Raw genomic sequence first — 22,607 nt, 5'->3', positions numbered from 1 at the left:
ATTGCCGTGCAGCTCGCGGAAAAGATGATCCAGAGCGACAAGGTCGACCTGCTCACCGGCATCATCTGGTCGAACCTCGCCATGGCGGTGGTGCCCAATGCCGTGGCACAGGACGTCATCTACCTGTCGCCCAATGCCGGCCCCTCGGCGCTGGCGGGTGCCAAATGCAACAAGAACTATTTCAACGTCGCCTACCAGAACGACAACTTCCACGAGGCGATGGGGCAATACGCCAACAAGGACTACAAGAAGACCTTCATCCTCGCCCCCAACTATCCCGCCGGCAAGGATTCGCTGACCGGCTTCAAGCGCTACTACAAGGGCGAGCTGGCGGGTGAGGTCTACACCCAGGTTGGCCAGACCGACTACGCCGCCGAGATCGCCCAGATCCGCGATTCCGGCGCCGACTCGGTGTTCTTCTTCCTGCCCGGCGGCATGGGCATCTCCTTCATGAAGCAGTACGCCCAGTCGGGCGTGAACACCCCGGTCATGGGCCCAGGCTTCTCCTTCGACCAGGACATTCTGCCTGCGGTTGGCGACGCGGCGCTTGGCGTCAAGAACTCGGCAAGCTGGTCCAAGGACCTCGACAACGAGGCCAACAAGCAGTTCGTCGAAGCCTTCAAGGCCGAGTATAATCGCCTGCCCTCGATCTATGCCGCCCAGAGCTGGGATACCGCGAACCTGATCCTGTCGGCGCTGTCCAAGGCAAGCGTCAAGGACAAGGACGCGTTCCGCGCGGCCCTCAAGGCTGCCGACTTCAAGTCGGTTCGCGGCGAGTTCACCTTCAACACCAACAACCACCCGGTCCAGAACATCTATGTTCGCGAAGTGGTGAAGGAAGGCGACGTCTTGACCAACAAGATCATCGCCACCGCCTTCGAAGACCACAAGGACGCCTACGCCGACCAGTGCAAGATGTGAGCTTCCTTCTCCCCGCGTGCGGGGAGAAGGAGCCGGCAGGCGGATGTGGGGCGGCGCATACGTCCGCACGTCCAGAGCTGCCACTCACCCTTACCCTCTTCCCGTAAACGGGGAGAGGGAGGCGTCTTCGTCGCATCCTTAAATCCAGTCAGCGAAAGCATCCCTTGTCCATTGCACTTCTGATCGAGCAAATTCTCAACGGGCTGCAGCTCGGGGTGATGCTGTTCCTCATGGCCGCCGGCCTGACGCTGATCTTCGGCGTCATGGGCCTGATCAACCTCGCCCATGGCTCGCTCTATATGGTCGGTGCCTTTGCCTGCGCCGCGGTCGCTGCTGCCACCGGCTCGTTCTGGATCGGTCTGGTGGCGAGCCTGATCGCCGCGGCAGCCGCAGGCGCGATAATGGAAATCCTTGTGATCCGCAGGCTTTATGAGCGCGACCATCTCGACCAGGTGCTGGCGACCTTTGCGCTGATCCTGATCTTTTCGGAAGGCACGCGCTGGCTGTTCGGCTCGTTCCCGCTCTATCTCGACATTCCGCCGCTGCTGCAAGGTGCTGTGCCCCTGCCAGGCGGTGGCCAGTACCAGCTCTATCGCCTCGCCATCATCGGCGTCGGCATCGCGGTTGCTGTCGGGCTCTATCTGCTAATCTCGCGCACCCGCCTTGGGATGCGCATCCGCGCAGGCGAGTCCGACCGCGAGATGATCGCGGCCCTCGGTGTCGACATCCGCACACTCTACACCGTGGTATTCGCGCTCGGTGCCGCCCTTGCTGGCCTTGCCGGCGCTTTGGTCGGTGCGCTGCAATCGGTGCAGGTCGGAATGGGCGAGCCAGCGCTCATCCTCGCCTTCGTGGTCATCGTCATCGGTGGCATCGGCTCGATCAAGGGCGCGCTGTTCGGCGCCATCCTCGTCGGCCTCGTCGACACGATGGGTCGTTTCCTGTTGCCCAAAGCGCTGGCGTTGATGATGCCGGCGGCCCAGGCGGGACTGATCGGTGCCTCGCTCGCCTCCATGCTGATCTACATCGTCATGGCCCTGATCCTCGCTTTCAGGCCGAGCGGCCTGTTTGCGGCGCAGTCGTGAGGGCCGCCATGAGCCGCGAAACCATCGTCAACATTCTGCTGGCGCTCCTGTTGCTGGCGATCCCGCTCGGYGCGACAGCCATGGGCGAGCAATTCTACGTCACGCTTGCCACGCGTATCGCCATCCTCGCGCTCGCCGCCGTCGGGCTCAACATCGCCCTTGGGCTCGGTGGGCTGGTGTCCTTCGGCCACGCCGCCTTCTTCGGTCTTGGCGGCTATGCCGCCGGCATCCTGGCGACCCACGCCTTCAACGCCGAACCGCTGTTCTTTGGCATCCAAGGCACGACGTCGATGCCGGTGATCTGGCTGGTGGCGATCATGGTCTGCGGTCTTGTCGCCTTGCCGATCGGCGTGATCAGCCTGCGCACGACGGGCGTCTATTTCATCATGATCACCCTCGCCTTCGCGCAGATGATCTACTACTTCGCCATTTCCTGGCCTGCCTATGGCGGCGAGGACGGGCTGTCGATCTATGTCCGCAACACTTTTCCTGGCGTGAATACGGCGCAGCCCCTGCCCTATTTCCTGATCTGCTATGTCGTGCTGATGGCGGCACTTGGCCTGTTTTGGCTTCTGCGTGGCTCGCGCTTCGGCGCCGCATTGCAGGCGGCGCGGCAGAACGCGACCAGGCTGTCCGCCGTCGGCATCGCGCCCTTCAACATCAGGCTTGTTACCTTCGCCATCTCGGCCATGGTCACGGGCCTCGCCGGTGCGCTGTTTGCCGACCTCAACCGTTTCGTCAGCCCCTCGATGCTGTCCTGGCAGATGTCGGGCGAGCTCATCGTTTTGATCATCCTCGGCGGCAAGGGTCGGCTGTTCGGCCCGGTCGCGGGTGCGATGCTCTACGTGCTGTTTGAGTTCGCGCTTGGCGGCATCACCGAGCGCTGGCAGTTCTTCTTAGGCCTGATCCTGCTCGGCGTCGTTTTGTTTGCGCGCGGTGGCCTGCTTGGCCTGTTGGCTGGAAAGGCACGTCATGGCTGAGCCGGTCCTCGAAATCCGCGACCTCAAAAAGACCTTCGGCGCGCTGAAGGCCACCGACGGCGTCAGCCTTGATCTCAGGCCGGGCGAAATCCATGCCCTGATCGGCCCCAATGGTGCGGGCAAAAGCACGCTGATCCACCAGATCTCGGGATCGCTGCGGCCCGACAGCGGCAGCATTCGCTTTCTCGGCCAGGATATGGCCGGGCTCGACATGGCGGCGCGTGCGCGGTTCGGCCTCGGCCGCAGCTTCCAAATATCGTCGCTGGCGCAGGAGTTTTCCGCCCTGCGCAACGTGATGCTGGCCGTGCAGGCGCGTCAGGGAACGAGCTTTCATTTTTTTCGTCCAGTCATGAACGACAAGAGCCTGACCGAACCGGCCATGGCGATGCTGGAGCGCGTCGGCCTTTCCGGGCGCGCTTACGTGCCCGCCGCCGAGCTGTCGCATGGCGAACGCCGACAGCTTGAAATCGCAATTGCGCTGGCGCTTGGCTCCAAGGCCTTTTTGTTCGACGAACCTATGGCCGGCATGGGGCCTGWAGGCTCGAAAGCGTTGACAAAGTTCCTCGACGGCCTGCGCCGCGAAGCGCCGATACTTCTGGTCGAGCACGACATGGACGCGGTGTTCGCGCTCGCCGACCGCATCTCGGTCCTCGTCTATGGCCGCGTCATCGCCACCGGCACGGTGGACGAGATCCGCAACGATCCCGAAGTGCGCCGGGCCTATCTCGGAGAAGCCGCGTGAGCCTGCTCGAACTCAAGGGAGTCGAAACCTTCTACGGCGCATCGCAGGCGCTGTTTGGCGTCTCGCTCGACGTCAGGGAGGGCGAGGTCGTGGCACTGATGGGCCGCAATGGCATGGGCAAGACGACGACCATCAATTCGATCCTCGGTCTTGCGAAACCGCGCTCGGGCTCGATCAGCTTTGGTGGCCGCCAGGTCGCCGGCATGCGCCCGCACCGCATCGCGCGCCTGGGCCTCGGCCTGGTGCCGGAGGGCAGGCGCTGCTTTCCCAATCTGACGGTGCTGGAGAACCTGCTTGCCGCAGCACGCGGCAGCGAGTGGACATTGGAAAAAGTGGTCGAGCTGTTTCCGCGTCTCGGTGAACGCCGCGACCAATATGCCAACACGCTGTCGGGCGGCGAACAGCAGATGCTGGCGATCGGCCGCGCGCTGATGACCAATCCGAACCTGCTCATTCTCGACGAGGCGACCGAGGGACTTGCCCCTGTCATCCGCCACGACATCTGGGCGGCGATCCGCAAGCTCAAGGCGAGCGGACAGTCGATCCTTGTCGTCGACAAGACGCTTGCCGAACTGCTGCCGGTGGCCGACCGTTGCTTCGTGCTCGAGAAGGGTGTGACGGTGTTCGAAGGCACGCCTGATGCGCTGACATCAGAGGTTCAGGACCGCTATCTCGGGGTGTGAAAAAGGGCGGCTCAGCCGCCCTTTTCACAATCTCTCTAGCCTAACTCTGGTCGCTCACGTCACCGCCGACTTGACGGCGAAACGCTCGTCCTTCCACGCGCCGGTGCGCATGATGTCCTCGAGCACTTCCACTGCCTTCCAGACATCCTTGTAACCGACATAGAGCGGCGTGAAGCCGAAGCGGACCGTTGCCGGCGCCCGGAAATCGCCGATCACGCCACGCTCGATCAGCGCCCGCATGACCTGATAGGCGTGCGGATGGACGAACGAAACCTGGCTGCCGCGCTTGGTGCCGTCGCGGGGACTTTCGAGCTCGAGGCCATAGGCGCCGCATTTCGCTTCGACCAGCTGGATAAACAGATCGGTCAAGGCGATGCTTTTTGTCCTGAGCGCCGTCATGTCGACGTCGTCCCAGATGTCGAGCGCGCCCTTGAGCGCGCGCATCGTCAGGATCGGCTGGGTGCCACACAAAAACCGGCGGATGCCGGCATCGGCCGCATAACCCTGCTCGAATGCAAAGGGCCGCGCGTGGCCCCACCAGCCGCTCAGCGGTTGGCGGACATCGGCGAGATGGCGGGTGGCCACATAGATGAAGGCCGGCGCGCCGGGGCCGCCATTGATGTATTTGTAGGTGCAGCCGACGGCGAAATCGACATTGGCCCCGTCGAGGTCGACCGGCAGGGCGCCGGCCGTGTGGCAGAGGTCCCAGACGATCAGCGCGCCAGCTGCATGCGCCTTCCTGGTCAGCGCCGCCATGTCGCGCAATTCGCCCGACTTGTAGTTGACGTGGTTAACCAGAACCACAGCGACATTTTCGTCGATCAGCTCTTCGATGCTGGGCGCATCGACGCCTTCGAGACGCAACACGGTGCCAGCCCGCGTCGAAGCGACGCCCTCGGCCATGTACAGGTCGGTCGGGAAGCTGTTGCCCTCGGCGACAATGACCGAGCGGTCAGGCCGCAGCGCGAGTGCTGCATGAAGAATCTTGTAGATGTTGGTCGAGGTGGTGTCGCAGACAACCGTCTGGCCGGGTGCGGCGCCGATCAGGCGGCCGATCCGGTCGCCGAGCTCGGTCGGCATGTCGAACCACCCGGCGGTGTTCCAGGCCCGGATCAGGTCYTGCGCCCACTCCTTGGACGCGGCCGCCTGGAGCTCGCTGAAGGCAGCGTGCGAAGCAGCCCCCAACGAATTGCCGTCGAGATAGATCACCCCTTCCGGCAAGATGAAGCGGTCGCGCATCGAACGCAGCGGATCGGCAGCGTCCATGGCCTCGATCGCGGCGAGATCAGGAATTGCAGTCATGATGCGGGCTATCCTTGATTATTCGCGAATGGTTTCGCGTGCTTGTGCCGGTCCCCGGCTGCGACGCAGGCTCGGCAGAGCAAGCATGGCGAGCACGAACAGTCCGGTGGCGAGCTTCAGGTCGGGGGGCGGCATGCCTGCCGCCAGACAAAACGACACCAGCTGGTAGTAGACGACAGCGCCGACAAACGGCGCCGCGAGTTGGCGCAGCACGGTCTGCTTGCCGACGATGGCTTCACCGATCATCAGCGCGGCAAGGCCGTTGATGAGGATGCCGAGGCCCATATTGACGTCGGCAAAGCCTTGGCTCTGCACCATCAGCGCACCGCTGGTTGCCGAAAACGCGCTGGCAAGGCCCACGCCGCCAATGGTAGCGACCCAGACATTGATGCCCTGTGCTTCGGCCATGTCGGGGTTGGCGCCGACCGCGCGGATCGCTGTGCCCTTCTCGGTCTTGAAGAACATGTTGAGCAGGATGAAGACGATGGCCCCGATCAGGCCAGCCACGATGATCTTGGCCGCCGGGAAGCCCGGCTGGACGAACGGTGCCCAGTCGAACACGGTGGGCGCGCCGAAGACAGAAAGGTTCGACTTGCCCATGATGCGCAGATTGATGCTGTAGAGCATCGTCATCATCAAGATGCCAGCGAGCAGCGTGTGGATGCGGAAACGCAGATGGATGAAGGCAGTGCAGCAGCCGGCAAGGAAGCCGGCGATCAGCGCAACCGCAATCGCCGTCAGCGGTGAAGCGCCAGACGCCAGAAGCACGCCGCAGACGCAGCCACCGAGCGGAAACGCACCTTCGCTGGTGAGGTCGGGGAAGTTGAGCGTACGGAACGGGATCATGATGCCGAGCACGACGAATGCAAGGATCAGGCTCTGCGCCAGGGTGACGGGAATGAGCGCGACGAAGCTCGTGAAAACAGTCTGGATAAAGTCCATGATGATCAGCTCGCCAGCAACATGCGGTCGGTTTTCACGGAGAAATGGCCGATCAGGTCGACAACAGTGACCTTGGCCTTTTCCTCGCCGGAGATTTCGAGGCGGAGCTTGCCGGCGTCGAGCATGATGACGCTGTGACCGAAATCGACGGCATGCTGCATGTTGTGAGTCACCATCAAAGTGGTGAGCTTCAGCGCCTCGACGGCACGCACGGTCGCCTTCATGACGATGTCGGCGGTGCGCGGATCAAGCGCTGCGGTATGCTCGTCGAGCAACAGCAGATCCGGTGAGCCGCCAACCGCCATGATCAGCGACAGCGACTGGCGCTGGCCGCCCGAAAGCAGTTCGACGCGGGTGTCGAGGCGATTTTCAAGGCCGAGCCCAAGGAGTTCAAGGCGTTCCTTGTAGGTGGCCAGGCGGGTCGGATTGAGGCCCTGGCGCAAAGTGCGCTTCTTGGAGCGCAGATCAGCGAGCAGCATGTTTTCGGCAACCGTCATCGAGGCGGCGGTGCCCTTCATCGGGTCCTGGAAGACGCGCGCCAAACGGATCGCGCGCTTGTGGACCGGCATATCCGATACATCGTCGCCATTGATGAGGATCTGACCGGAATCGAGTACAAGTGCGCCTGAAATGGCATTGAGCATGCTGCTCTTGCCTGCACCGTTGGAGCCGATGACGACGCCGAATTCACCGGTGGCAAGCTTAAGGCTGAGGCCGTCCAGCGCGACCTTCTCGTCGGCCTGGCCCTTGTAGAAAACTTTACGTGCAGATCGGATTTCGAGCATCCGTCCCTCCCGAAAGAGGTAACGGCGTCAAAGACGCCGCCACCTGTTTTTGACGAAGCCGAAGATTACTCGACGATGCAGCCGCAATCGGCCAGCGAAGCCGGGATTTCGATGCCGAATGCCGCCATCGCCTTCTTCGAGATCATCGCGGCATGGTCCTCATAGGCCGGGCGTGAAGGCGCGATGGCCTTGGGGTCCTTGCCCTTCAGGATTTCGGCGGCGATCTTGCCGGCGTTGACGCCGACCTGCTCGTAGTTCACCGCAAAGCTTGCCGGAACGACGCCCTCGCGTACGGCATTGTCGTCGGCATTGACGACCGGGATGCCGGCCTGGCGCGCTGCTGCGGACACTGCCGGGATCGCCGGCTGGATCAGGTTCGAGGTCGGGCCGTAGATCACGTCGACCTTGCCGGCGAGCGATGCGATGCGCTGCTGGATGTCGTTGACATTGTCGATGCCGACTTCAACGACTTCGAAGCCCGCGGCAGGTGCGGCTTCCTTGATCTTTTCGACCAGGGCGACGTCATTGGCTTCGCCCGGATTGTAAGGCACGCCAAAGCGCTTGGCATTGGGCAGCAGCTTCTTGGTGAACGCCATCACGGCAGCGACGTCCTGCAGATCGGTCGCGCCGGTCATGCCGTCATCGCCGGCTTCCCACGAGGGAACCAGCTTGGCCGCGACCGGATCGGTCACCGCTGCGAAGACGACCGGAATGCCCGAGCCAGCGAGCGCCTTCTTGGCGATCTGCGAAACCGGGGTGGTGATGGTGTACAACAGCTTGGGCTGCTCTGCCTGCAGCTTGGCGATCATCTGGGGCACCAGCGACGCGTCGAAATTGGTGTGGCTTTCGGTGTAGACGACGTCCTTGCCGTCGACGAAACCGTTTTCAGCCAGCGACTTCTTGAAGCCGGCGATGGCTGCGTTCAGCTGTGGGTGCTCGCCAAAATTGGCAATGCCGATCTTGATCGGATCGGCGACGGCGGCGCCAAGGCTGACGGCGAGCGCACCGGCAAATACCAGACCCGACAGCAGACCGGACTTCAAGTTTCTCATCTATTCCTCCCAGATTTGACAAGCACCGCTCACTGAACGGCGGCATGGGGCAATCATGAGCAGTCGCAAGAGGTCTGTCAAACATTATATATAATTCTTGCCACGCGCTCCCATGATATATAATTTTTGCGGCAGACACGGATGGACAGCGATGCAGGACGACGAGCACTCCACCAAGACGGAAGCGGCCTATCGGCTGCTGCGGCGCGATATCCTGACCACCCGCCTGATGCCCGGCGCGCCGCTGAAGCTGAGCGCACTGCGCACTGGCTATGGCGTCGGCTGGACGCCGTTGCGCGAAGCGCTGTCACGGCTAGAAGCCGAACGTCTGGTGACGGCGATTTCCAATCGCGGTTTCGCCGTCGCGCAGGTCTCGCGGGCCGAGCTCGAAGACCTTGCACGCGCCAGAATGGTGGTCGAGCTGCCGCTACTGCTGGAATCGATCGAAAAGGGCGATAGCGACTGGGAAGAGGCCGTGGTCACTGCTCATTACAGGCTGTCGCGCTGCAAGACGGCGACCGAGGACCCTTCCGACGCTGCCGTCGACGACTGGGATGAAAAGCACCAGGCGTTCCACTCGGCACTGTTGAGTGCGGCCACGTCCAACTGGTTGCTGCACTTCCGCTCGACCATTTCCGACCAGCTGCGCCGCCATCATCGTTTTCTCGGGCTAGCACCGACATTGCGGGCGGCCGAAGGCCAGAAGCAGGGCTATGAAGAAGCCATGGCAGCGCTTAGCGAAGCGCAGTCGATCGGCCCCCACACCGCACTGATGGAAGCAGCGCTCGACCGCGACCTGGAAAAAGCGAAGGCCCTGATGATCGACCACATAGGCTATACGCTGCATGTCTATGTCCACACAGAGGATTACAGCGGAAACAAGCACGCCGCGCGCGCCGGCAGCCTGAGAACAAGGTCGGCGGCCGAATGAATGTTCCCTATCGCCCGAGCCTCGACGAGATCGCCGCCGCACGCGCGCGGATTGCGCCATACATTCCGCGCACGCCGCTTGTGCGGCTCGATCTCGGCCTGCCTGACCGGCAAATCTTCCTCAAGCTCGAAACGCTGTCGCCGATTGGCGCTTTCAAGCTCAGGCCCGCGCTAAATGCGCTTCTGTCGCGTGATGCCGATACCTTGCGCAATGGGGTAGCAACCACCAGTTCCGGCAACATGGCCTATGGCATGGCCTGGGCGGCAAACAAGCTCGGCGTGCCTATGGCTGCCTACATGTATGCCGGCGCGCCGCAGACCAAGATCGACGGCGTGCGCCGCCTCGGCGGCGACGTCAGGTTCATTTCCATGGAAACCTGGTGGCAATACATCATCGGCGCTGACCGTCCGGATTTTCCTGAACTGCTGGTCAATCCGGTGACCGACCAGGCCGTTTTGGCTGGCAGCGGCTCGATCGGCATGGAGATTCTGGAGGATTTGCCTGAGGTCGACGTCGTGCTCACCCCATATGGCGGCGGGAGCATGACCACTGGCGTCGCCAGTGCCGTCAAGGCGTTGCTGCCCGAGGCAAAGGTGCTTGCTGTCGAAGACGAGAACGCAGCACCCGTGACGGCAGCTCTTGGAGCGGGGCATATCGTCGAAATCGAAACGCGCCCCTCTTTCATCAAGAGCATCGGGGGGCCGTCGCTGGTGCCGCAACTCTGGCCGGTGGCAAGTGAGTTGATCGATGGCGCTGTGACCGTCAGCCTCGAGCAGGTGACGGAGGCCATGCGACTGCTGTTTTCCAAGGGCAAGATCGTCGCCGAAGGCGCTGGCGCCGCTTCGCTCGCAGCAGCCCTTTCGAGCGAGCATGCTAGAGGCAACGTCGTTTGTGTCATCTCTGGCGGCAACATCGACGCCCAGGCCTACGCCACGGTGCTTGCCGGCGGCATTCCCGCACCTTGAATCTTTCAAGCTTGTAAGACCCAGTGAAACGGCTCTACAAAGCCTGTCCGGACCGGACTGCTATCTGGTTCGCCAGCTGAGGAAAGACCGGGCAGAGATGGACGAACGCAAAGAAACGGCGAACGCCACCGCATGGGTCGACGGCGAGACCAAGGTGCAGGAAGCGCCCGCCGATCACGGTACCGAACTTCGGCTGTGGCTACGCCTGCTGACGTGCTCGACGCTGGTTGAGACCGAGATACGCCGGCGCCTGCGCGAAGAATTCGATTCCACCCTGCCCCGCTTCGACCTGATGGCCCAGCTCGAACGCGCCCAGGACGGCATGGTGCTTGGCGAAGTGTCTAAGCGCATGATGGTGTCGCCCGGCAACATCACCGTGCTCGTCGAGCGGCTTGCCGAAAGCGGCCATATCAGCCGTACCACATCGCCGACCGACCGCCGCGTGCAGATCATCGCGCTTACGCCCTTCGGCCGCGCCGAGTTCGAAAAGATGGCGGCAGCCCATGCCGACTGGATCGCCGACCTGTTCGGCAATCTGGCGCCGAAAGACGGCGCTGTACTGCTCGACGAACTTGCCAAGCTCAAGCGCTCGGTCGTCGCTTCCCTCGCCAAGGGTGCATGATCAAATCGCGCTAACCTATGCACGGAACCTGGCGCGGTAGTCGCTCGGAGTCAGCCCGACGATGCGCGTGAAGACCTTGCGAAATGCACCAGGGTCGCCGTAGCCGACCTCCCAGGCGACCTTGTCGACGGACTGCGTGGTGAACTGGAGCAATTCGCGCGCCTTGCCGACGCGCACCCGCTGACCGTAATCCGTCGTCGTCAGTCCGGTCGCCTTTTGGAAACGGCGCAGGAAGGTCCGCTCCTCGAGTCCCGCCAGAGCAGCGAGCGTTGCAAGGCTCAGATCCTTGGCTTCGGTCGCCTGCAACCAGTGCTGCACCTTGAGTATGGCAGCATCGCCATGGCTGAGGCGTGGCGCGAAGGCACTGTAATAACGCTGTTCGCGCCCGGGCGGATCGAGAGCCAGCACCCGAGCCGTCTCGACCATCACCGTCGGGCCGAGGAAGCGGTCGACGAGCTTGAGGCCGAGGTCGGTCCAGGCCATGAGGCTGCCAGCGGTGATGATGTCGCCATCGTCGATGACCAGCCTGTCGGTATCGAGCTTTGCCTGGGAAAGCGCAAGCGGAATGCATCGTCGTAGACCCAGTTGGTGGTCACTGCCCGCCCTGCCAAAAGACCGGTCTCGCCAAGCAGGAAGGCCCCCGCACAGACTGACGCCAGCACTCCGCCCGCGCCGTGGCGATCGCGCAGCCAGTGCGCCAGCGGTGCGGCGAGTTCGGGTGATATCGGGTCGCCGAGCGCCGGTGGCACGACAAACACGGCGGGAACGCTCGATGCGTCGGGATGGGTATCGAACACCCTCGCTGGCGGCATCCCCGGTTGTTCGGCCTGCCAGTGGCACACGCGGAGAGTAGGCGGCGGCGTATCGCGGCTCTTGCGCCGGGCAGTGCGGTTGGCGAGGTCGAAAAGGTCGGTCATGCCGAGCACCGCTGACATCTGTGCGCCGGGATAAAGCAGCAGCCCGATCTCGATCACGTCGCCTTCAGCCATTTGTCGGAATCGCCCCTGGTTATGTCGATATCGCCAATAGGCCGGCACCATAATCCATAGCATCTTTCACGCAACATCTTCCCAACAGCAAAGGCAACGGGACATGAGCAAGCGCGCAATCATCGCCATCGACATCCAGAACGAGTATTTTCCAGCCGGCAGGTTTCCGCTCGTTGGCATAGAGCAGGCAACGGCAAACGCCGCCCGCGTCATCGCGGCGGCGCGCGCCAAGGGCGATGCGGTCATCCATGTTCGTCACCTATCGCTGTCTGAAGATGCCCCCATCTTTGCGCCAGCAACCCCCGGCATCGAGATCAATGTCGCCGTGCACCCGGCCGACGGCGAGAAGGTCATCACCAAGAATTTCGTCAATTCGTTTCGCGGCACCGACCTGAAAGAGACACTCGACGCCGGCGGCGTTGAAGAAGTGGTGATCGTCGGCGCCATGAGCCACATGTGCATCGAAGGCGCGACCCGGGCAGCATCGGACTTCGGTTACAAGACGACCGTCGTCCACGACGCCTGCGCCACGCGTGACCTGGAGTTTGGCGGCGCGACCGTGCCGGCAGCGCAGGTCCACGCCGCCGTCATGGCCGCGCTGGCCTTTGCCTATGGCGAGATCGTCGACACCGCCACCTTCCTTACCCGGTAGCATCTGCAGGGCTTGGCCCTTAACCTTTCGGCCCGGTCGCCAGCGCATTTCGCCAGCGGTCGGGGGCCGCCATGTCCAAAAATAACTTTAAGCTTGAAGTTCTTTTCGAAAGCGTCCATGCTGCCTCCATGGTCAAGGTTGGGCGAGCCGCGCCCGCCGGGACCGCACGGTTTGCGGAGGAGAACGGCATGCGCATTGTCTGTATTGGTGGTGGGCCTGCTGGTCTCTACTTCGCGCTCCTGATGAAGAAGCAGCACCCCGAGCATCAGGTAACCGTTGTCGAGCGCAACCGCCCCTTCGACACCTTTGGCTGGGGTGTGGTCTTCTCCGATGCCACCATGCAGTCGATGCGCCAGTGGGATCCGGCAACCGCCGAGACGATCGAGGTCGCCTTCAACCACTGGGACGACATCGAGCTGGTGTTCAAGGGCCGCAAGATCCGCACCACCGGTCACGGCTTTGTCGGCATCGGCCGCAAGAAGATGCTCAACATCCTGCAGGAGCGTTGCCTCGAACTCGGCGTCGAGCTGGTCTTCGAAACCGACGTTCAGGGCGACCAGGATTTTCCCGACGCCGACCTGATCATTTCCGCGGATGGCATCAATTCGCGCATCCGCCACAAATACGCGGATATCTTCAAGCCCGACATGGTGATGCGGCCCAACCGCTATATCTGGCTCGGCACCGACAAGCGTTTCGACGCCTTCACCTTCGATTTCCAAAAGACCGAGCATGGCTGGTTCCAGGCTCACATCTATCGCTTCGACGAAAACACCTCGACTTTCATCGTCGAGACCACCGACGACGTGTTCCAGGCGCATGGCCTCGGCGAGATGGACCAGGACCAGTCCATCGACTTCTGCGAGAAGCTGTTTGCCGGCACGCTCGAAGGCCACAAATTGATGACCAATGCGCGCCATCTGCGCGGCTCGGCCTGGCTGAATTTCGGCCGCCTGATCTGCGACAAGTGGAGCCATTTCAATGGCCAAAGCCATGTCGTTTTGATGGGCGACAGCGCGCACACCGCACATTTCGCCATCGGTTCGGGCACCAAGCTCGCCATCGACGACGCCATAGAACTGACCCGCCAATTCGATATCTTCGGCCACGACAAGGCCAGCATTCCGGCCGTGCTCGAAGCCTATGAGGACGTGCGTCGCGTCGACGTTGCCCGCATCCAGAACGCCGCACGCAATGCGATGGAGTGGTTCGAGGTCGTCGGCACGCGTTATGCCGACACGCTGGAGCCCGAGCAGTTCATGTATTCGATGCTGACGCGCTCGCAGCGCATCAGCCATGAAAACCTGCGCTTGCGCGACAAGGACTGGCTCGAGGGCTACGAGCGCTGGTTCGCCGAGCGTGCCGGTGTCGTTCCCGCGCCCAACGGTTCGGTGCCGCCGCCGATGTTCACGCCCTTCACCATTCGCGGCTTGACGCTGAAGAACCGTATCGTGATGTCGCCGATGGCGATGTATTCGGCGACCGACGGCCTGCCCAACGACTTCCATCTCGTCCACATGGGCTCGCGCGCCATGGGCGGCGCGGCCCTTGTGTTCCCCGAGATGACCTGCGTGTCGCCAGACGCGCGCATCACGCCCGGCTGCCTTGGCCTGTGGAACGACGAGCAGGCGCAGGCCTTCAAGCGCATCGTCGATTTCGTCCATCACCAGACACCGGCCAAGATCGGCATCCAGATCGGACATGCCGGTCGCAAGGGCGCGACAAGGGTTCCTTGGGAAGGCATCGACCAGCCGGTGATCGAAGGCGGCTGGCCTTTGATTTCGGCATCCGCCCTGCCCTACCTCAAGCATTCCGACATGCCGCGCGAAATGACCCGGGAGGACATGGATCGTGTAACAGCCGATTTCGTCCGCTCCACCGAGATGGCGGCCGAACTTGGCTTCGACATTCTCGAACTGCACGCAGCCCACGGCTATCTCTTGTCGAGCTTCTTGTCGCCGCTGACCAATCTGCGCGACGACGAATATGGCGGCAGCCACGAAAACCGCGCCCGTTTCCCGCTCGAAGTGTTCCGCGCTGTCCGTGCGGCGTGGCCGCAAGACAAGCCGATCTCGGTGCGTCTGTCCACTCACGACTGGTACGAGGGTGGCAACACGCCCGAGGACGCAGCGATCTTCGCGCGCATGTTCAAGGAAGCCGGCGCCGACATGATCGACTGCTCGTCAGGCCAGGTGGTGAAGGAAGAGCAGCCGGTCTATGGCCGCCTGTTCCAGACACCGTTCTCCGACAAGATCCGCAACGAGATCCAGGTGCCGACGATTGCCGTGGGTGCGATCTCGGAGGCCGACCACGCCAATTCGATCATCGCTGCCGGCCGCGCCGATCTTTGCGCCGTCGCCCGTCCGCATCTCGCCGACCCGTCCTTCGTCATGCATGAAGCGGCGAAGATCGGTTACGCTGAACAGGCCTGGCCGAAGCAGTATCATTCGGCCCGCGCGCAATATGTGAACAACCTCGCCCGCGCCGCGGCAGCCGCACCCACAGGCAAGGCATGAGCAATCGGGGCAAGAACGGGCGTCACGCTTTAGTCACCGGCGCAGGCAGCGGCATCGGCCGCGCCATTGCGCTGGCGTTGGCGGCCGATGGCCTGCGCGTCAGCCTGTGCGGGCGACGCGCGGCCCCACTTGAAGCCGTTTGCGCCGAGATCGCTGCCGCTGGCGGCGAAGCCTTTGTACACGATAGCTTTGACGTCACCGACGCACAGTCGGTTGAGGCAGGCATCGCCAAGGCCGTGACCCAGGCGGGTGACATCGCCGTGCTGGTCAACTGTGCCGGCGAAGCGCCGTCGGCGCCGTTCGACAAGACCGACCTTGCGATGTGGAACCGGGTGATCGGCATCAATCTGACCGGCACGTTCCTGGTCACACAGGCAGCACTTGCCTCGGTCAAACGCGCCGGCAATGGCCGCATCATCAATGTCGCCAGCACTGCCGGCCTGACCGGATATCCCTACGTCTCCGCCTACTGCGCCTCCAAGCATGGCGTGATCGGCATGACGCGTGCCTTGGCGCTCGAACTCGCCCGCACTGACGTGACCGTCAACGCCGTCTGCCCTGGGTTCACCGACACACCTCTGCTCGACGGTGCCGTCGAAACGATCAGCGGCAAGACAGGCCGCACGGCGGATGAAGCGCGTGCAAGCCTTGCCCGGTCCAACCCGCAGGGACGACTGGTCACGCCGCAGGAAGTTGCCAACACGGTGCTTTGGCTCGCCTCCGAAAAGGCAACCGCCATCACTGGCCAGGCGATCCCGGTCGCCGGCGGCGAAATACTGGGAGGGTGAGCAGGCAGGCTACGGGAAATGGTGCTGACGCCGCTCGCATCTTTGCAGGTCCGGCAAACAGGAATTGATACCAGGCAAACCTAATCAACGGGGAGGTAGACATGGCAGGAAATCTCGAAAAGGGAATTACGCGCGACGGTCACGGCTTTGAGGGTAAGCAGTGGAACATTCTCGGTCAGATCTATTTTCCGAAAGCGATTTGCGACGCGACATTCGCCTTTGAAACAAACAGCGCGCCTGGTCAGTTCGTTCCCGTGCATATCCATCCGACGCAGGATGAATTTATCCTGGTGCAGGAAGGCGAACTCGATCTGAAGCTCGACGGCCAATGGTTCAAAGCCAAGGCTGGAGATCTAGTGCGGATGCCGCGCGGTATTCCGCATGGCTATTTCAATAAATCCGACAAGCCGACGCGGGCGCTGTTTTGGGTTTCTCCGGCGGGGATGCTCGAGGAATTGTTCAGCAAGCTCGACAACCTCGGCGATCCCGAAGAGGTCGTGAAGATTTCTGCCGCGCATGAAGTGGATTTCCTTCCACCGTCAGCGAACGACTAAGCAAGCCAAAGATAGCGACAGGAGCGATCCGTGACCAACCCGATGCAGGACAAGAAGCGTCCGTTCAAGGACCACAAGGCCAAGCACTTCCTGTTTGAGACCGATGCCGACGGCCGGGTCGCCACCATCACGCTCAATCGTCCGGAGAAGAAGAACCCGCTGACCTTCGAAAGCTACGAGGAACTCACCGATCTGTTCCGTTCGCTGGCACGCGCCAGCGACGTGCGCGCCGTCGTTCTGACCGGGGCCGAAAACAACTTCTCCTCCGGCGGCGATGTCTTCGACATCATCGAGCCGCTGACGCGCATGTCGATGCCCGACCTGCTCGATTTCACCCGCATGACCGGCGATCTGGTCCGCCAGATCCGCACCTGTCCGCAACCAGTCATCGCGGCCGTCGACGGCATCTGYGCCGGTGCGGGTGCGATCCTTGCCATGTCGGCCGACTTCCGCGTCGCCACGCCCGAGGCCAAGACCGCCTTCCTGTTTACCAGGGTTGGCCTCGCCGGCGCCGACATGGGCGCCTGCGGTATCCTTCCGCGTATCATCGGCCAGGGCCGCGCCGCCGAGCTTCTGTTCACCGGCCGTTCGATGTCCGCCGCCGAAGGTCACAACTGGGGCTTCTACAACGCGCTGCATGAACGCCCGAACCTGCTTGCCGAGGCGCAGAAGTTCGCCCGTACCGTTGCCGACGGTCCGTGGTTCGCGCACGCCATGACCAAGAAGATGCTCGATCAGGAATGGGCGATGGGCATCGACCAGCTGATCGAGTCCGAAGCGCAGGCCCAGGCGATCTGCATGGCGACTGGCGATTTCCGCCGCGCCTTCGAAGCCTTCGCCGCCAAGACTAAGCCGGAATTCAAGGGGAACTGAGCCATGGCTTCGCATTCGGCGCCGGTGGGAAATCCGACCCGCGATCACCTCGACTGGCCGTTTTTCGCCGACAGCCACCGCGCGCTCGCGGTTGAACTCGACGGCTTTGTCGCGGGCGGCGGACTTGATGGGATCGACCATGCCGACGCTTATGCGGCCTGCAAGAAGTTGGTCCCTGCACTGGGAGCTGCCGGCATCCTCAGGCATTGCGTGCCGGCGGCATTTGGCGGTGTGTCGGAGCAAATCGACAGCCGCTCGCTCTGCCTGATCCGCGAAACGCTCGCTTATGCCGACGGCCTTGCCGATTTCGCATTCGCCATGCAGGGCCTGGGTACAGGCGCCATCAGCCTGTCGGGATCGGACGAACTCAAACTGGCGATCCTGCCCAAGATCGCTCGTGGCGAGCTGATCTCGGCCTTCGCGCTGACCGAGCCGGACGCCGGCTCGGACGTCGCGGCGATGAGCACCAGCGCTGCCCGCGCCGGCAACGACTATGTGCTCGACGGCGAAAAGATCTTCATTTCCAATGGCGGCATCGCCGATGTCTATACGGTCTTCGCCCGCACCGGCGAAGCGCCGGGCACACGCGGCATTTCGGCTTTCGTCGTCTTCGCCGACACGCCGGGCTTTTCGATCGCCGAGCGCATCGAAACGATCGCGCCGCATCCGCTCGCCCGGGTGCGCTTCGACAACTGCCGTATCCCTGCGTCGCAGCTTTTGGGCGCGCCGGGCGAAGGCTTCAAGATCGCCATGCGCACGCTCGATATCTTCCGTCCGTCGGTGGCTGCCGCAGCGCTCGGCTTCGCTCGCCGCGCGCTCGACGAAGCTGTCGCACACGCCAAGTCGCGAAAAATGTTTGGCGCGACACTGGCCGACCTGCCGACCGCGCAGAGCACGCTGGGCGAGATGGCAACGGCAATCGACGCCGCCTCGCTTTTGACCGTGCGCACCGCCTGGCGGCGCGACGTGCAGAAACTGCCGATCACCCGCGAGGCCGCCATGGCCAAGATGACGGCGACGGAAAACGCCCAGTGGGTCATCGACCAGGCGCTGCAGATGTTTGGCGGGCGCGGCGTGCGCGTCGGTGAGATCACCGAGCGGCTCTACCGCGAAATCCGCGCGCTGCGCATCTACGAGGGTGCAACAGAAGTGCAAAAGCTGATCATCGGCCGTGAGCTGATGAAGGCCGCGAAGTAGAGGGCGCAACCTTGACCTTCCGCACCAGCCGGCCGCTGCGTTTCGGGGACTGCGACCCTTCCGGGATCGCCTATTTCCCCTCCTATTTGAACATCCTCGTGGGGGTTCTGGAGGAGTTTTTCGGCTCGGTCGGCGCGCCGTGGAAAGAGCTGATCACTGAGCGACGCATCGGCACGCCAACCGTGCGGCTGGATCTCACCTTCGTCCATCCCGGCTTCCACGGCKACACGCTCGATTTCGAGCTTGCGGTTCGCCGGGTCGGCCGCTCCTCGCTTGACCTGGAGCATAAAATTTCGGCGGCAGGCACCCTGCTCTGGAGCGCTCGCCACAGCGTCGTTGCAACGTCGCTCGACACCCACAAATCGCTCGCCTGGCCGGACGACATCCGTGCCGCGCTCGAAAAACTTCTGGAGACATCAGATGCATGAAATCCTGCAGCCCGAGGGATGGGCGAAGCCGATCGGTTACTCCAACGGCGTCGCAGCCAGCGGTCGCACGGTCTTCGTCGGCGGCCAGATCGGCTGGAATGGCAATTGCGAATTCGAGACCGACGACTTCGTCGGCCAGGTGCGTCAGACGCTTGAAAACGTCGTCGCCGTGCTGCGCGCCGGCGGTGCCGAGCCGCACCACATCACCACGATGACCTGGTATTTCACCGACAAGAAGGAATACACCGAAAACCTGCGCGGCCTTGGACAGGCCTATCGCGACGTCATCGGCCGGCATTTCCCGGCCATGGCCGCCATGCAGGTCGTGGCGCTGGTCGAGGACCGCGCCAAGATCGAGATCCAGGCCACCGCCGTCATTCCCGAGTAAGGCCATATGAGCGCGACGCGGTTTTCCGAGAGCGTTACGGGCAGCTTGAGCGACGGCGTGCTTGTCGTCACCATCGACAATCCGCCGGTCAATGCGGTTTCGGCGCATGTCCGCCAGGGGCTGGTCAAGGCGCTCGACCACGCCGCCGCATCGAGCATAGTGGTCGGCATCGTCATCACAGGCGCTGGCCGAACCTTTGTCGGCGGCGCCGACATCAGGGAATTCGGCAAGCCCCCGGTCGAACCGTCGCTGCCCGAAGTCATCGAGCGCATCGAAGGCTTCGGCAAGCCGGTGGTCGCTGCGGTTAATGGCGCCGCGCTCGGCGGCGGCTGCGAAATCGCGCTCGCCTGCCATGGCCGCATCGCCGGCGACAAAGCGAGCTTCGGCATGCCCGAGGTCAAGCTTGGGATTGTGCCGGGCGCCGGCGGCACCCAGCGCCTGCCGCGCCTGATCGGCACCGTCGCCGCGATCGACCTGATCGGCAGCGGCCGTGCGGTCAAGGCGACCGAAGCGCTGACACTCGGTCTTGTCGATGGCGTTTCAAACGATCATCTCGACGCAGCGCTCAGCCTCGTCCACGATCTCGCCAGCGCGCCGCTGCGCCGCACCGGCCTGTTGGAAGTCCCAGCCACCGAACCGGCGGCCGTCGATGCCGCAGCGAAAAAGATCCTGTCCAAGGCACGCGGCCAGGCCGCGCCCGCCGAGGCCGTCCGCCTCGTCAAGGCAGCCGCACAGGTCGACCTCAGGCAAGGCCTCGCCGACGAGCGCGCGACCTTCGTTCGGCTGCGCGATTCCGCGGAATCCGCAGCGCTCCGCCATGTGTTCTTCGCCGAACGTTCAGCCGGCAAGGTCGAAAAGCTCGACAACATCACGCCGCGCAAGATCGAGACTGTCGGCATCGTCGGCACCGGACTGATGGGCGCGGGCATCGCCGTTGCGGCACTCACATCGGGCTATCGTGTCATCGGCGTCGAGCAGACGGTCGAAGCCGCCGAAAAGGGGCGCGAGGGCATCGCGGGCATCCTCGACAAGTCGGTCCAGTCAGGGCGTCTTTCACCGACAGTTCGCAACGAATGCCTTGGCCGGCTCGTGGTGACCTACAACGCCAGCGAACTCGCCGCCGCCGACCTTGTCGTCGAGGCGGTGTTCGACGATCTCACCGTCAAGACCGAGTTGTTCCAACGGCTCGACGGCATCGTCAGGCAGGATGCGATCCTCGCCACCAACACCAGCTACCTCAACCCCGACGAAATCGCCGCCGCGACCGCTCATCCCGAGCGCGTTGTCGGCCTCCACTTCTTCTCGCCGGCCAACATCATGCGCCTCGTTGAGGTCGTCGACTGCAAGGCGACCGCACCCGACGTGCTCGCTTCCGCGCTGGCCTTCGCCAAGAAGCTGGGCAAGTTGCCGGTCGTATGCGGCGTCACCGAAGGTTTCATCGGCAACCGCATCTTTTCCGCCTACCGCCGCGAGGCCGAGTTCATGGTCGAGGACGGTGCTGCACCGCACGAAATCGACGCCGCGCTCGAAGCCTATGGCTTTCCGATGGGCATCTTCGCCGTCTACGACATGGCAGGCCTCGAGATCGCCTGGGCACGGCGCAAGCGCCAGGCCGCGACCCGCGATCCCCGGGCACGTTATGTCGAAATCGCCGACAGGTTGTGCGAAGCGGGGCGCTTCGGCCGCAAGACCGGGCGCGGCTGGTACGACTATTCCAGTGGCGAACGGGCCGTCGATCCCGAGGTGACGGCGCTGATCGAAGCCGCTCGCGCGGCCAGGAACATTACCCCGCGCAGCTTCACTCCTGATGAGATCATCGCAAGGCTGCTCAAGGCGATGGCCGATGAAGGCGCTGCCTTGCTCGCTGAAGGTGTCGCCGCGCGTTCGAGCGACATCGATCTGGTGATGATCAACGGCTACGGCTTCCCGGCCCACAAGGGCGGGCCGATGGTCGCCGCCGAAACGCACAAGGACGCAAAGCCATGAGCGAAGCCTATATCGTCGGCGGCGTCCGCACCCCGATCGGCCGCTATGGCGGCGCGCTTGCATCCGTGCGCCCTGACGATCTTGCTGCCCATGCCATCCGTGAGGCATTGGCGCGACTGCCCGCCATTTCCACCGACCAGATCGACGAGATCGTGCTCGGCTGTGCCAACCAGGCCGGCGAAGACAACCGCAATGTCGCCCGCATGGCCGCACTGCTTGCGGGCCTGCCGGAGACGGTGGCTGGGACGACCATCAACCGGCTCTGCGGCTCCGGCCTCGACGCTGTCGGTTATGCCGCGCGCGCCATCAAGCTTGGCGAAGCAGACATCATCATCGCCGGCGGCGTCGAAAGCATGTCGCGCGCGCCCTTTGTCATGCCGAAGGCGACGAGTGCGTTCCAGCGCAGCGCCGAGATCTTCGACACCACCATCGGCTGGCGTTTCGTCAATCCACTGATGGAAAAACAATACGGCATCGATTCCATGCCGGAGACGGCCGAAAACGTCGCGGCGGAATTTTCCATTTCGCGTAACGATCAGGACCATTTTGCCCTGCGCAGCCAGGCGCGCGCCGCCGCTGCCCAGAAGAGTGGGCGGTTTGCCCGTGAAATCGCTCCTGTCACCATCAAAGGGCGCAAGGGCGAAGCGACTGTCGTCGAGCATGACGAGCATCCGCGCGAAACGACCATCGAAAAACTCGCCAGCCTTTCGACACCGTTCCGCGCCGGCGGCACAGTGACAGCCGGCAATGCTTCGGGCGTCAACGACGGTGCCGCGGCTGTGATCGTCGCGTCAGCCCGCGCGGTCGAACGCTACGGCCTGACACCGCTCGCCAAGATCGACGGCATGGCCACCGCTGGCGTAGCCCCCCGCGTCATGGGCATCGGTCCGGTCGCCTCGACGCGCAAGCTTCTGGAACGCAGTGGGCTGACCATCGCCGACATCGATATTATCGAGCTCAACGAGGCTTTCGCCGCGCAGTCGCTGGCCTGCATGCGCGAGCTTGGCCTCGCCGACGACGCGGCCCATGTCAATGTGAATGGCGGCGCCATCGCGCTTGGTCACCCGCTCGGCATGTCGGGTGCACGCCTCGTGCTGACGGCGGCGTTGGAACTTGATTTGCAGAGCACAAAGCGCGCGCTCGCCACCATGTGCATCGGCGTCGGCCAGGGTATTTCGCTGCTGATCAGCCGACCGTAGCGAGTTGTTCCTCGCTACGGCGATTTG

Annotated in this window: 22 protein-coding genes and 1 pseudogene; 18 read left to right on the top strand and 5 right to left on the bottom strand. The window is 63.3% G+C overall.

Features of this window, described 5'->3' with window-relative positions:
- The 5 genes from AC1DWF_RS08355 to AC1DWF_RS08335 form a co-directional block, all read left to right on the top strand.
- A partial coding sequence (locus AC1DWF_RS08355) for an ABC transporter substrate-binding protein (RefSeq protein WP_476841593.1) occupies positions 1-921 on the top strand: 921 nt, incomplete at its 5' end.
- Positions 922-1,085: 164 nt separating this feature from the next.
- Positions 1,086-2,006, top strand: a complete 921-nt coding sequence (locus AC1DWF_RS08350) for a branched-chain amino acid ABC transporter permease (protein WP_476788939.1) — start codon at positions 1,086-1,088, stop codon at positions 2,004-2,006.
- Positions 2,007-2,014: 8 nt separating this feature from the next.
- A complete protein-coding gene (locus AC1DWF_RS08345) occupies positions 2,015-2,986 on the top strand; it encodes a branched-chain amino acid ABC transporter permease (protein ID WP_476785285.1) in 972 nt (323 codons plus the stop codon).
- The gene (locus AC1DWF_RS08340) at positions 2,979-3,728 is read left to right on the top strand and encodes an ABC transporter ATP-binding protein (protein WP_476841592.1); all 750 of its coding nucleotides are present in this window, start codon (positions 2,979-2,981) and stop codon (positions 3,726-3,728) included. Before AC1DWF_RS08345 ends, AC1DWF_RS08340 begins: the two co-directional genes overlap by 8 nt.
- Entirely contained in the window at positions 3,725-4,411 is a 687-nt protein-coding gene (locus tag AC1DWF_RS08335; RefSeq protein ID WP_476788937.1) for an ABC transporter ATP-binding protein, read from the top strand. Before AC1DWF_RS08340 ends, AC1DWF_RS08335 begins: the two co-directional genes overlap by 4 nt.
- Before the next feature lie 54 nt (positions 4,412-4,465).
- On the opposite strand, the gene kynU is transcribed toward AC1DWF_RS08335, so the two are convergent.
- The 4 genes from kynU to AC1DWF_RS08315 form a co-directional block, all read right to left on the bottom strand.
- Positions 4,466-5,713 carry a kynureninase gene (gene kynU, locus AC1DWF_RS08330; RefSeq protein ID WP_476785288.1) on the bottom strand — a complete coding sequence of 416 codons (1,248 nt, stop codon included), beginning with the start codon at positions 5,711-5,713 and terminating at the stop codon, positions 4,466-4,468.
- Positions 5,714-5,731: 18 nt separating this feature from the next.
- Positions 5,732-6,655 carry an ABC transporter permease gene (locus AC1DWF_RS08325; RefSeq protein WP_476785289.1) on the bottom strand — a complete coding sequence of 308 codons (924 nt, stop codon included), beginning with the start codon at positions 6,653-6,655 and terminating at the stop codon, positions 5,732-5,734.
- A 5-nt stretch (positions 6,656-6,660) separates the two neighbouring features.
- A complete protein-coding gene (locus AC1DWF_RS08320; RefSeq protein WP_476788936.1) occupies positions 6,661-7,440 on the bottom strand; it encodes an ABC transporter ATP-binding protein in 780 nt (259 codons plus the stop codon).
- A 65-nt stretch (positions 7,441-7,505) separates the two neighbouring features.
- Positions 7,506-8,492 carry an ABC transporter substrate-binding protein gene (locus AC1DWF_RS08315; RefSeq protein ID WP_476788935.1) on the bottom strand — a complete coding sequence of 329 codons (987 nt, stop codon included), beginning with the start codon at positions 8,490-8,492 and terminating at the stop codon, positions 7,506-7,508.
- Positions 8,493-8,643: 151 nt separating this feature from the next.
- Between AC1DWF_RS08315 and AC1DWF_RS08310 the strand changes: the two genes are divergently transcribed.
- From AC1DWF_RS08310 to AC1DWF_RS08300, 3 genes are all read left to right on the top strand, one after another.
- Positions 8,644-9,423: a GntR family transcriptional regulator gene (locus AC1DWF_RS08310; protein ID WP_476786810.1), complete on the top strand. Its 780-nt coding sequence runs from the start codon at positions 8,644-8,646 to the stop codon at positions 9,421-9,423.
- Positions 9,420-10,388 (top strand): pyridoxal-phosphate dependent enzyme, encoded by a 969-nt coding sequence (locus tag AC1DWF_RS08305; protein ID WP_476804320.1) that lies wholly within the window; start codon positions 9,420-9,422, stop codon positions 10,386-10,388. Before AC1DWF_RS08310 ends, AC1DWF_RS08305 begins: the two co-directional genes overlap by 4 nt.
- A gap of 97 nt (positions 10,389-10,485) precedes the next feature.
- A complete protein-coding gene (locus AC1DWF_RS08300) occupies positions 10,486-11,010 on the top strand; it encodes a MarR family winged helix-turn-helix transcriptional regulator (RefSeq protein WP_476786385.1) in 525 nt (174 codons plus the stop codon).
- 15 nt (positions 11,011-11,025) lie between these two features.
- Here AC1DWF_RS08300 and AC1DWF_RS08295 read toward each other — a convergent pair.
- A pseudogene (locus tag AC1DWF_RS08295) lies at positions 11,026-11,999 on the bottom strand (GlxA family transcriptional regulator).
- A 103-nt stretch (positions 12,000-12,102) separates the two neighbouring features.
- On the opposite strand from AC1DWF_RS08295, the gene AC1DWF_RS08290 reads away from it, so the two are divergent.
- The 10 genes from AC1DWF_RS08290 (at position 12,103) to pcaF (ending at position 22,580) form a co-directional block, all read left to right on the top strand.
- Complete coding sequence (locus tag AC1DWF_RS08290; protein WP_476786386.1) at positions 12,103-12,651, top strand: cysteine hydrolase family protein; 549 nt, start codon at positions 12,103-12,105, stop codon at positions 12,649-12,651.
- A 188-nt stretch (positions 12,652-12,839) separates the two neighbouring features.
- The gene (locus AC1DWF_RS08285; RefSeq protein ID WP_476788933.1) at positions 12,840-15,167 is read left to right on the top strand and encodes a bifunctional salicylyl-CoA 5-hydroxylase/oxidoreductase; all 2,328 of its coding nucleotides are present in this window, start codon (positions 12,840-12,842) and stop codon (positions 15,165-15,167) included.
- Entirely contained in the window at positions 15,164-15,955 is a 792-nt protein-coding gene (locus AC1DWF_RS08280) for an SDR family NAD(P)-dependent oxidoreductase (protein WP_476786296.1), read from the top strand. The genes AC1DWF_RS08285 and AC1DWF_RS08280 overlap by 4 nt, the downstream gene beginning before the upstream one ends.
- 101 nt (positions 15,956-16,056) lie before the next feature.
- Positions 16,057-16,509: a cupin domain-containing protein gene (locus tag AC1DWF_RS08275; RefSeq protein ID WP_476786295.1), complete on the top strand. Its 453-nt coding sequence runs from the start codon at positions 16,057-16,059 to the stop codon at positions 16,507-16,509.
- A gap of 42 nt (positions 16,510-16,551) precedes the next feature.
- Positions 16,552-17,382, top strand: a complete 831-nt coding sequence (locus AC1DWF_RS08270; RefSeq protein ID WP_476788943.1) for an enoyl-CoA hydratase family protein — start codon at positions 16,552-16,554, stop codon at positions 17,380-17,382.
- A 3-nt stretch (positions 17,383-17,385) separates the two neighbouring features.
- Positions 17,386-18,579, top strand: a complete 1,194-nt coding sequence (locus tag AC1DWF_RS08265) for an acyl-CoA dehydrogenase family protein (RefSeq protein ID WP_476788932.1) — start codon at positions 17,386-17,388, stop codon at positions 18,577-18,579.
- A gap of 11 nt (positions 18,580-18,590) precedes the next feature.
- Positions 18,591-19,007 carry an acyl-CoA thioesterase gene (locus tag AC1DWF_RS08260; RefSeq protein WP_476841591.1) on the top strand — a complete coding sequence of 139 codons (417 nt, stop codon included), beginning with the start codon at positions 18,591-18,593 and terminating at the stop codon, positions 19,005-19,007.
- On the top strand, positions 19,000-19,395 hold the full coding sequence (locus tag AC1DWF_RS08255; protein ID WP_476788930.1) for a RidA family protein: 396 nt from the start codon (positions 19,000-19,002) through the stop codon (positions 19,393-19,395). The genes AC1DWF_RS08260 and AC1DWF_RS08255 overlap by 8 nt, the downstream gene beginning before the upstream one ends.
- Positions 19,396-19,401: 6 nt before the next feature.
- Positions 19,402-21,381 (top strand): 3-hydroxyacyl-CoA dehydrogenase NAD-binding domain-containing protein, encoded by a 1,980-nt coding sequence (locus AC1DWF_RS08250; RefSeq protein ID WP_476788929.1) that lies wholly within the window; start codon positions 19,402-19,404, stop codon positions 21,379-21,381.
- On the top strand, positions 21,378-22,580 hold the full coding sequence (gene pcaF / locus AC1DWF_RS08245) for a 3-oxoadipyl-CoA thiolase (RefSeq protein WP_476788928.1): 1,203 nt from the start codon (positions 21,378-21,380) through the stop codon (positions 22,578-22,580). The genes AC1DWF_RS08250 and pcaF overlap by 4 nt, the downstream gene beginning before the upstream one ends.
- Positions 22,581-22,607: the final 27 nt, after the last annotated feature.

It is taken from the genome of Aminobacter sp. P4_D5, assembly GCF_056401815.1.
The sequence above is the reverse complement of the archived record's forward strand: the minus strand, read 5'-3'. Positions and strand labels throughout refer to the sequence as shown.

Coding starts and splice junctions, on each gene's coding strand:
- AC1DWF_RS08305 (WP_476804320.1), top strand. CDS start 9,420: ATGAATGTTCCCTATCGCCCGAGCCTCGACGAGATCGCCGCCGCACGC.
- AC1DWF_RS08325 (WP_476785289.1), bottom strand. CDS start 6,655: ATGGACTTTATCCAGACTGTTTTCACGAGCTTCGTCGCGCTCATTCCC.
- AC1DWF_RS08255 (WP_476788930.1), top strand. CDS start 19,000: ATGCATGAAATCCTGCAGCCCGAGGGATGGGCGAAGCCGATCGGTTAC.
- AC1DWF_RS08290 (WP_476786386.1), top strand. CDS start 12,103: ATGAGCAAGCGCGCAATCATCGCCATCGACATCCAGAACGAGTATTTT.
- AC1DWF_RS08280 (WP_476786296.1), top strand. CDS start 15,164: ATGAGCAATCGGGGCAAGAACGGGCGTCACGCTTTAGTCACCGGCGCA.
- AC1DWF_RS08275 (WP_476786295.1), top strand. CDS start 16,057: ATGGCAGGAAATCTCGAAAAGGGAATTACGCGCGACGGTCACGGCTTT.
- AC1DWF_RS08250 (WP_476788929.1), top strand. CDS start 19,402: ATGAGCGCGACGCGGTTTTCCGAGAGCGTTACGGGCAGCTTGAGCGAC.
- AC1DWF_RS08300 (WP_476786385.1), top strand. CDS start 10,486: ATGGACGAACGCAAAGAAACGGCGAACGCCACCGCATGGGTCGACGGC.
- AC1DWF_RS08285 (WP_476788933.1), top strand. CDS start 12,840: ATGCGCATTGTCTGTATTGGTGGTGGGCCTGCTGGTCTCTACTTCGCG.
- AC1DWF_RS08310 (WP_476786810.1), top strand. CDS start 8,644: ATGCAGGACGACGAGCACTCCACCAAGACGGAAGCGGCCTATCGGCTG.
- AC1DWF_RS08320 (WP_476788936.1), bottom strand. CDS start 7,440: ATGCTCGAAATCCGATCTGCACGTAAAGTTTTCTACAAGGGCCAGGCC.
- pcaF (WP_476788928.1), top strand. CDS start 21,378: ATGAGCGAAGCCTATATCGTCGGCGGCGTCCGCACCCCGATCGGCCGC.
- AC1DWF_RS08265 (WP_476788932.1), top strand. CDS start 17,386: ATGGCTTCGCATTCGGCGCCGGTGGGAAATCCGACCCGCGATCACCTC.
- AC1DWF_RS08315 (WP_476788935.1), bottom strand. CDS start 8,492: ATGAGAAACTTGAAGTCCGGTCTGCTGTCGGGTCTGGTATTTGCCGGT.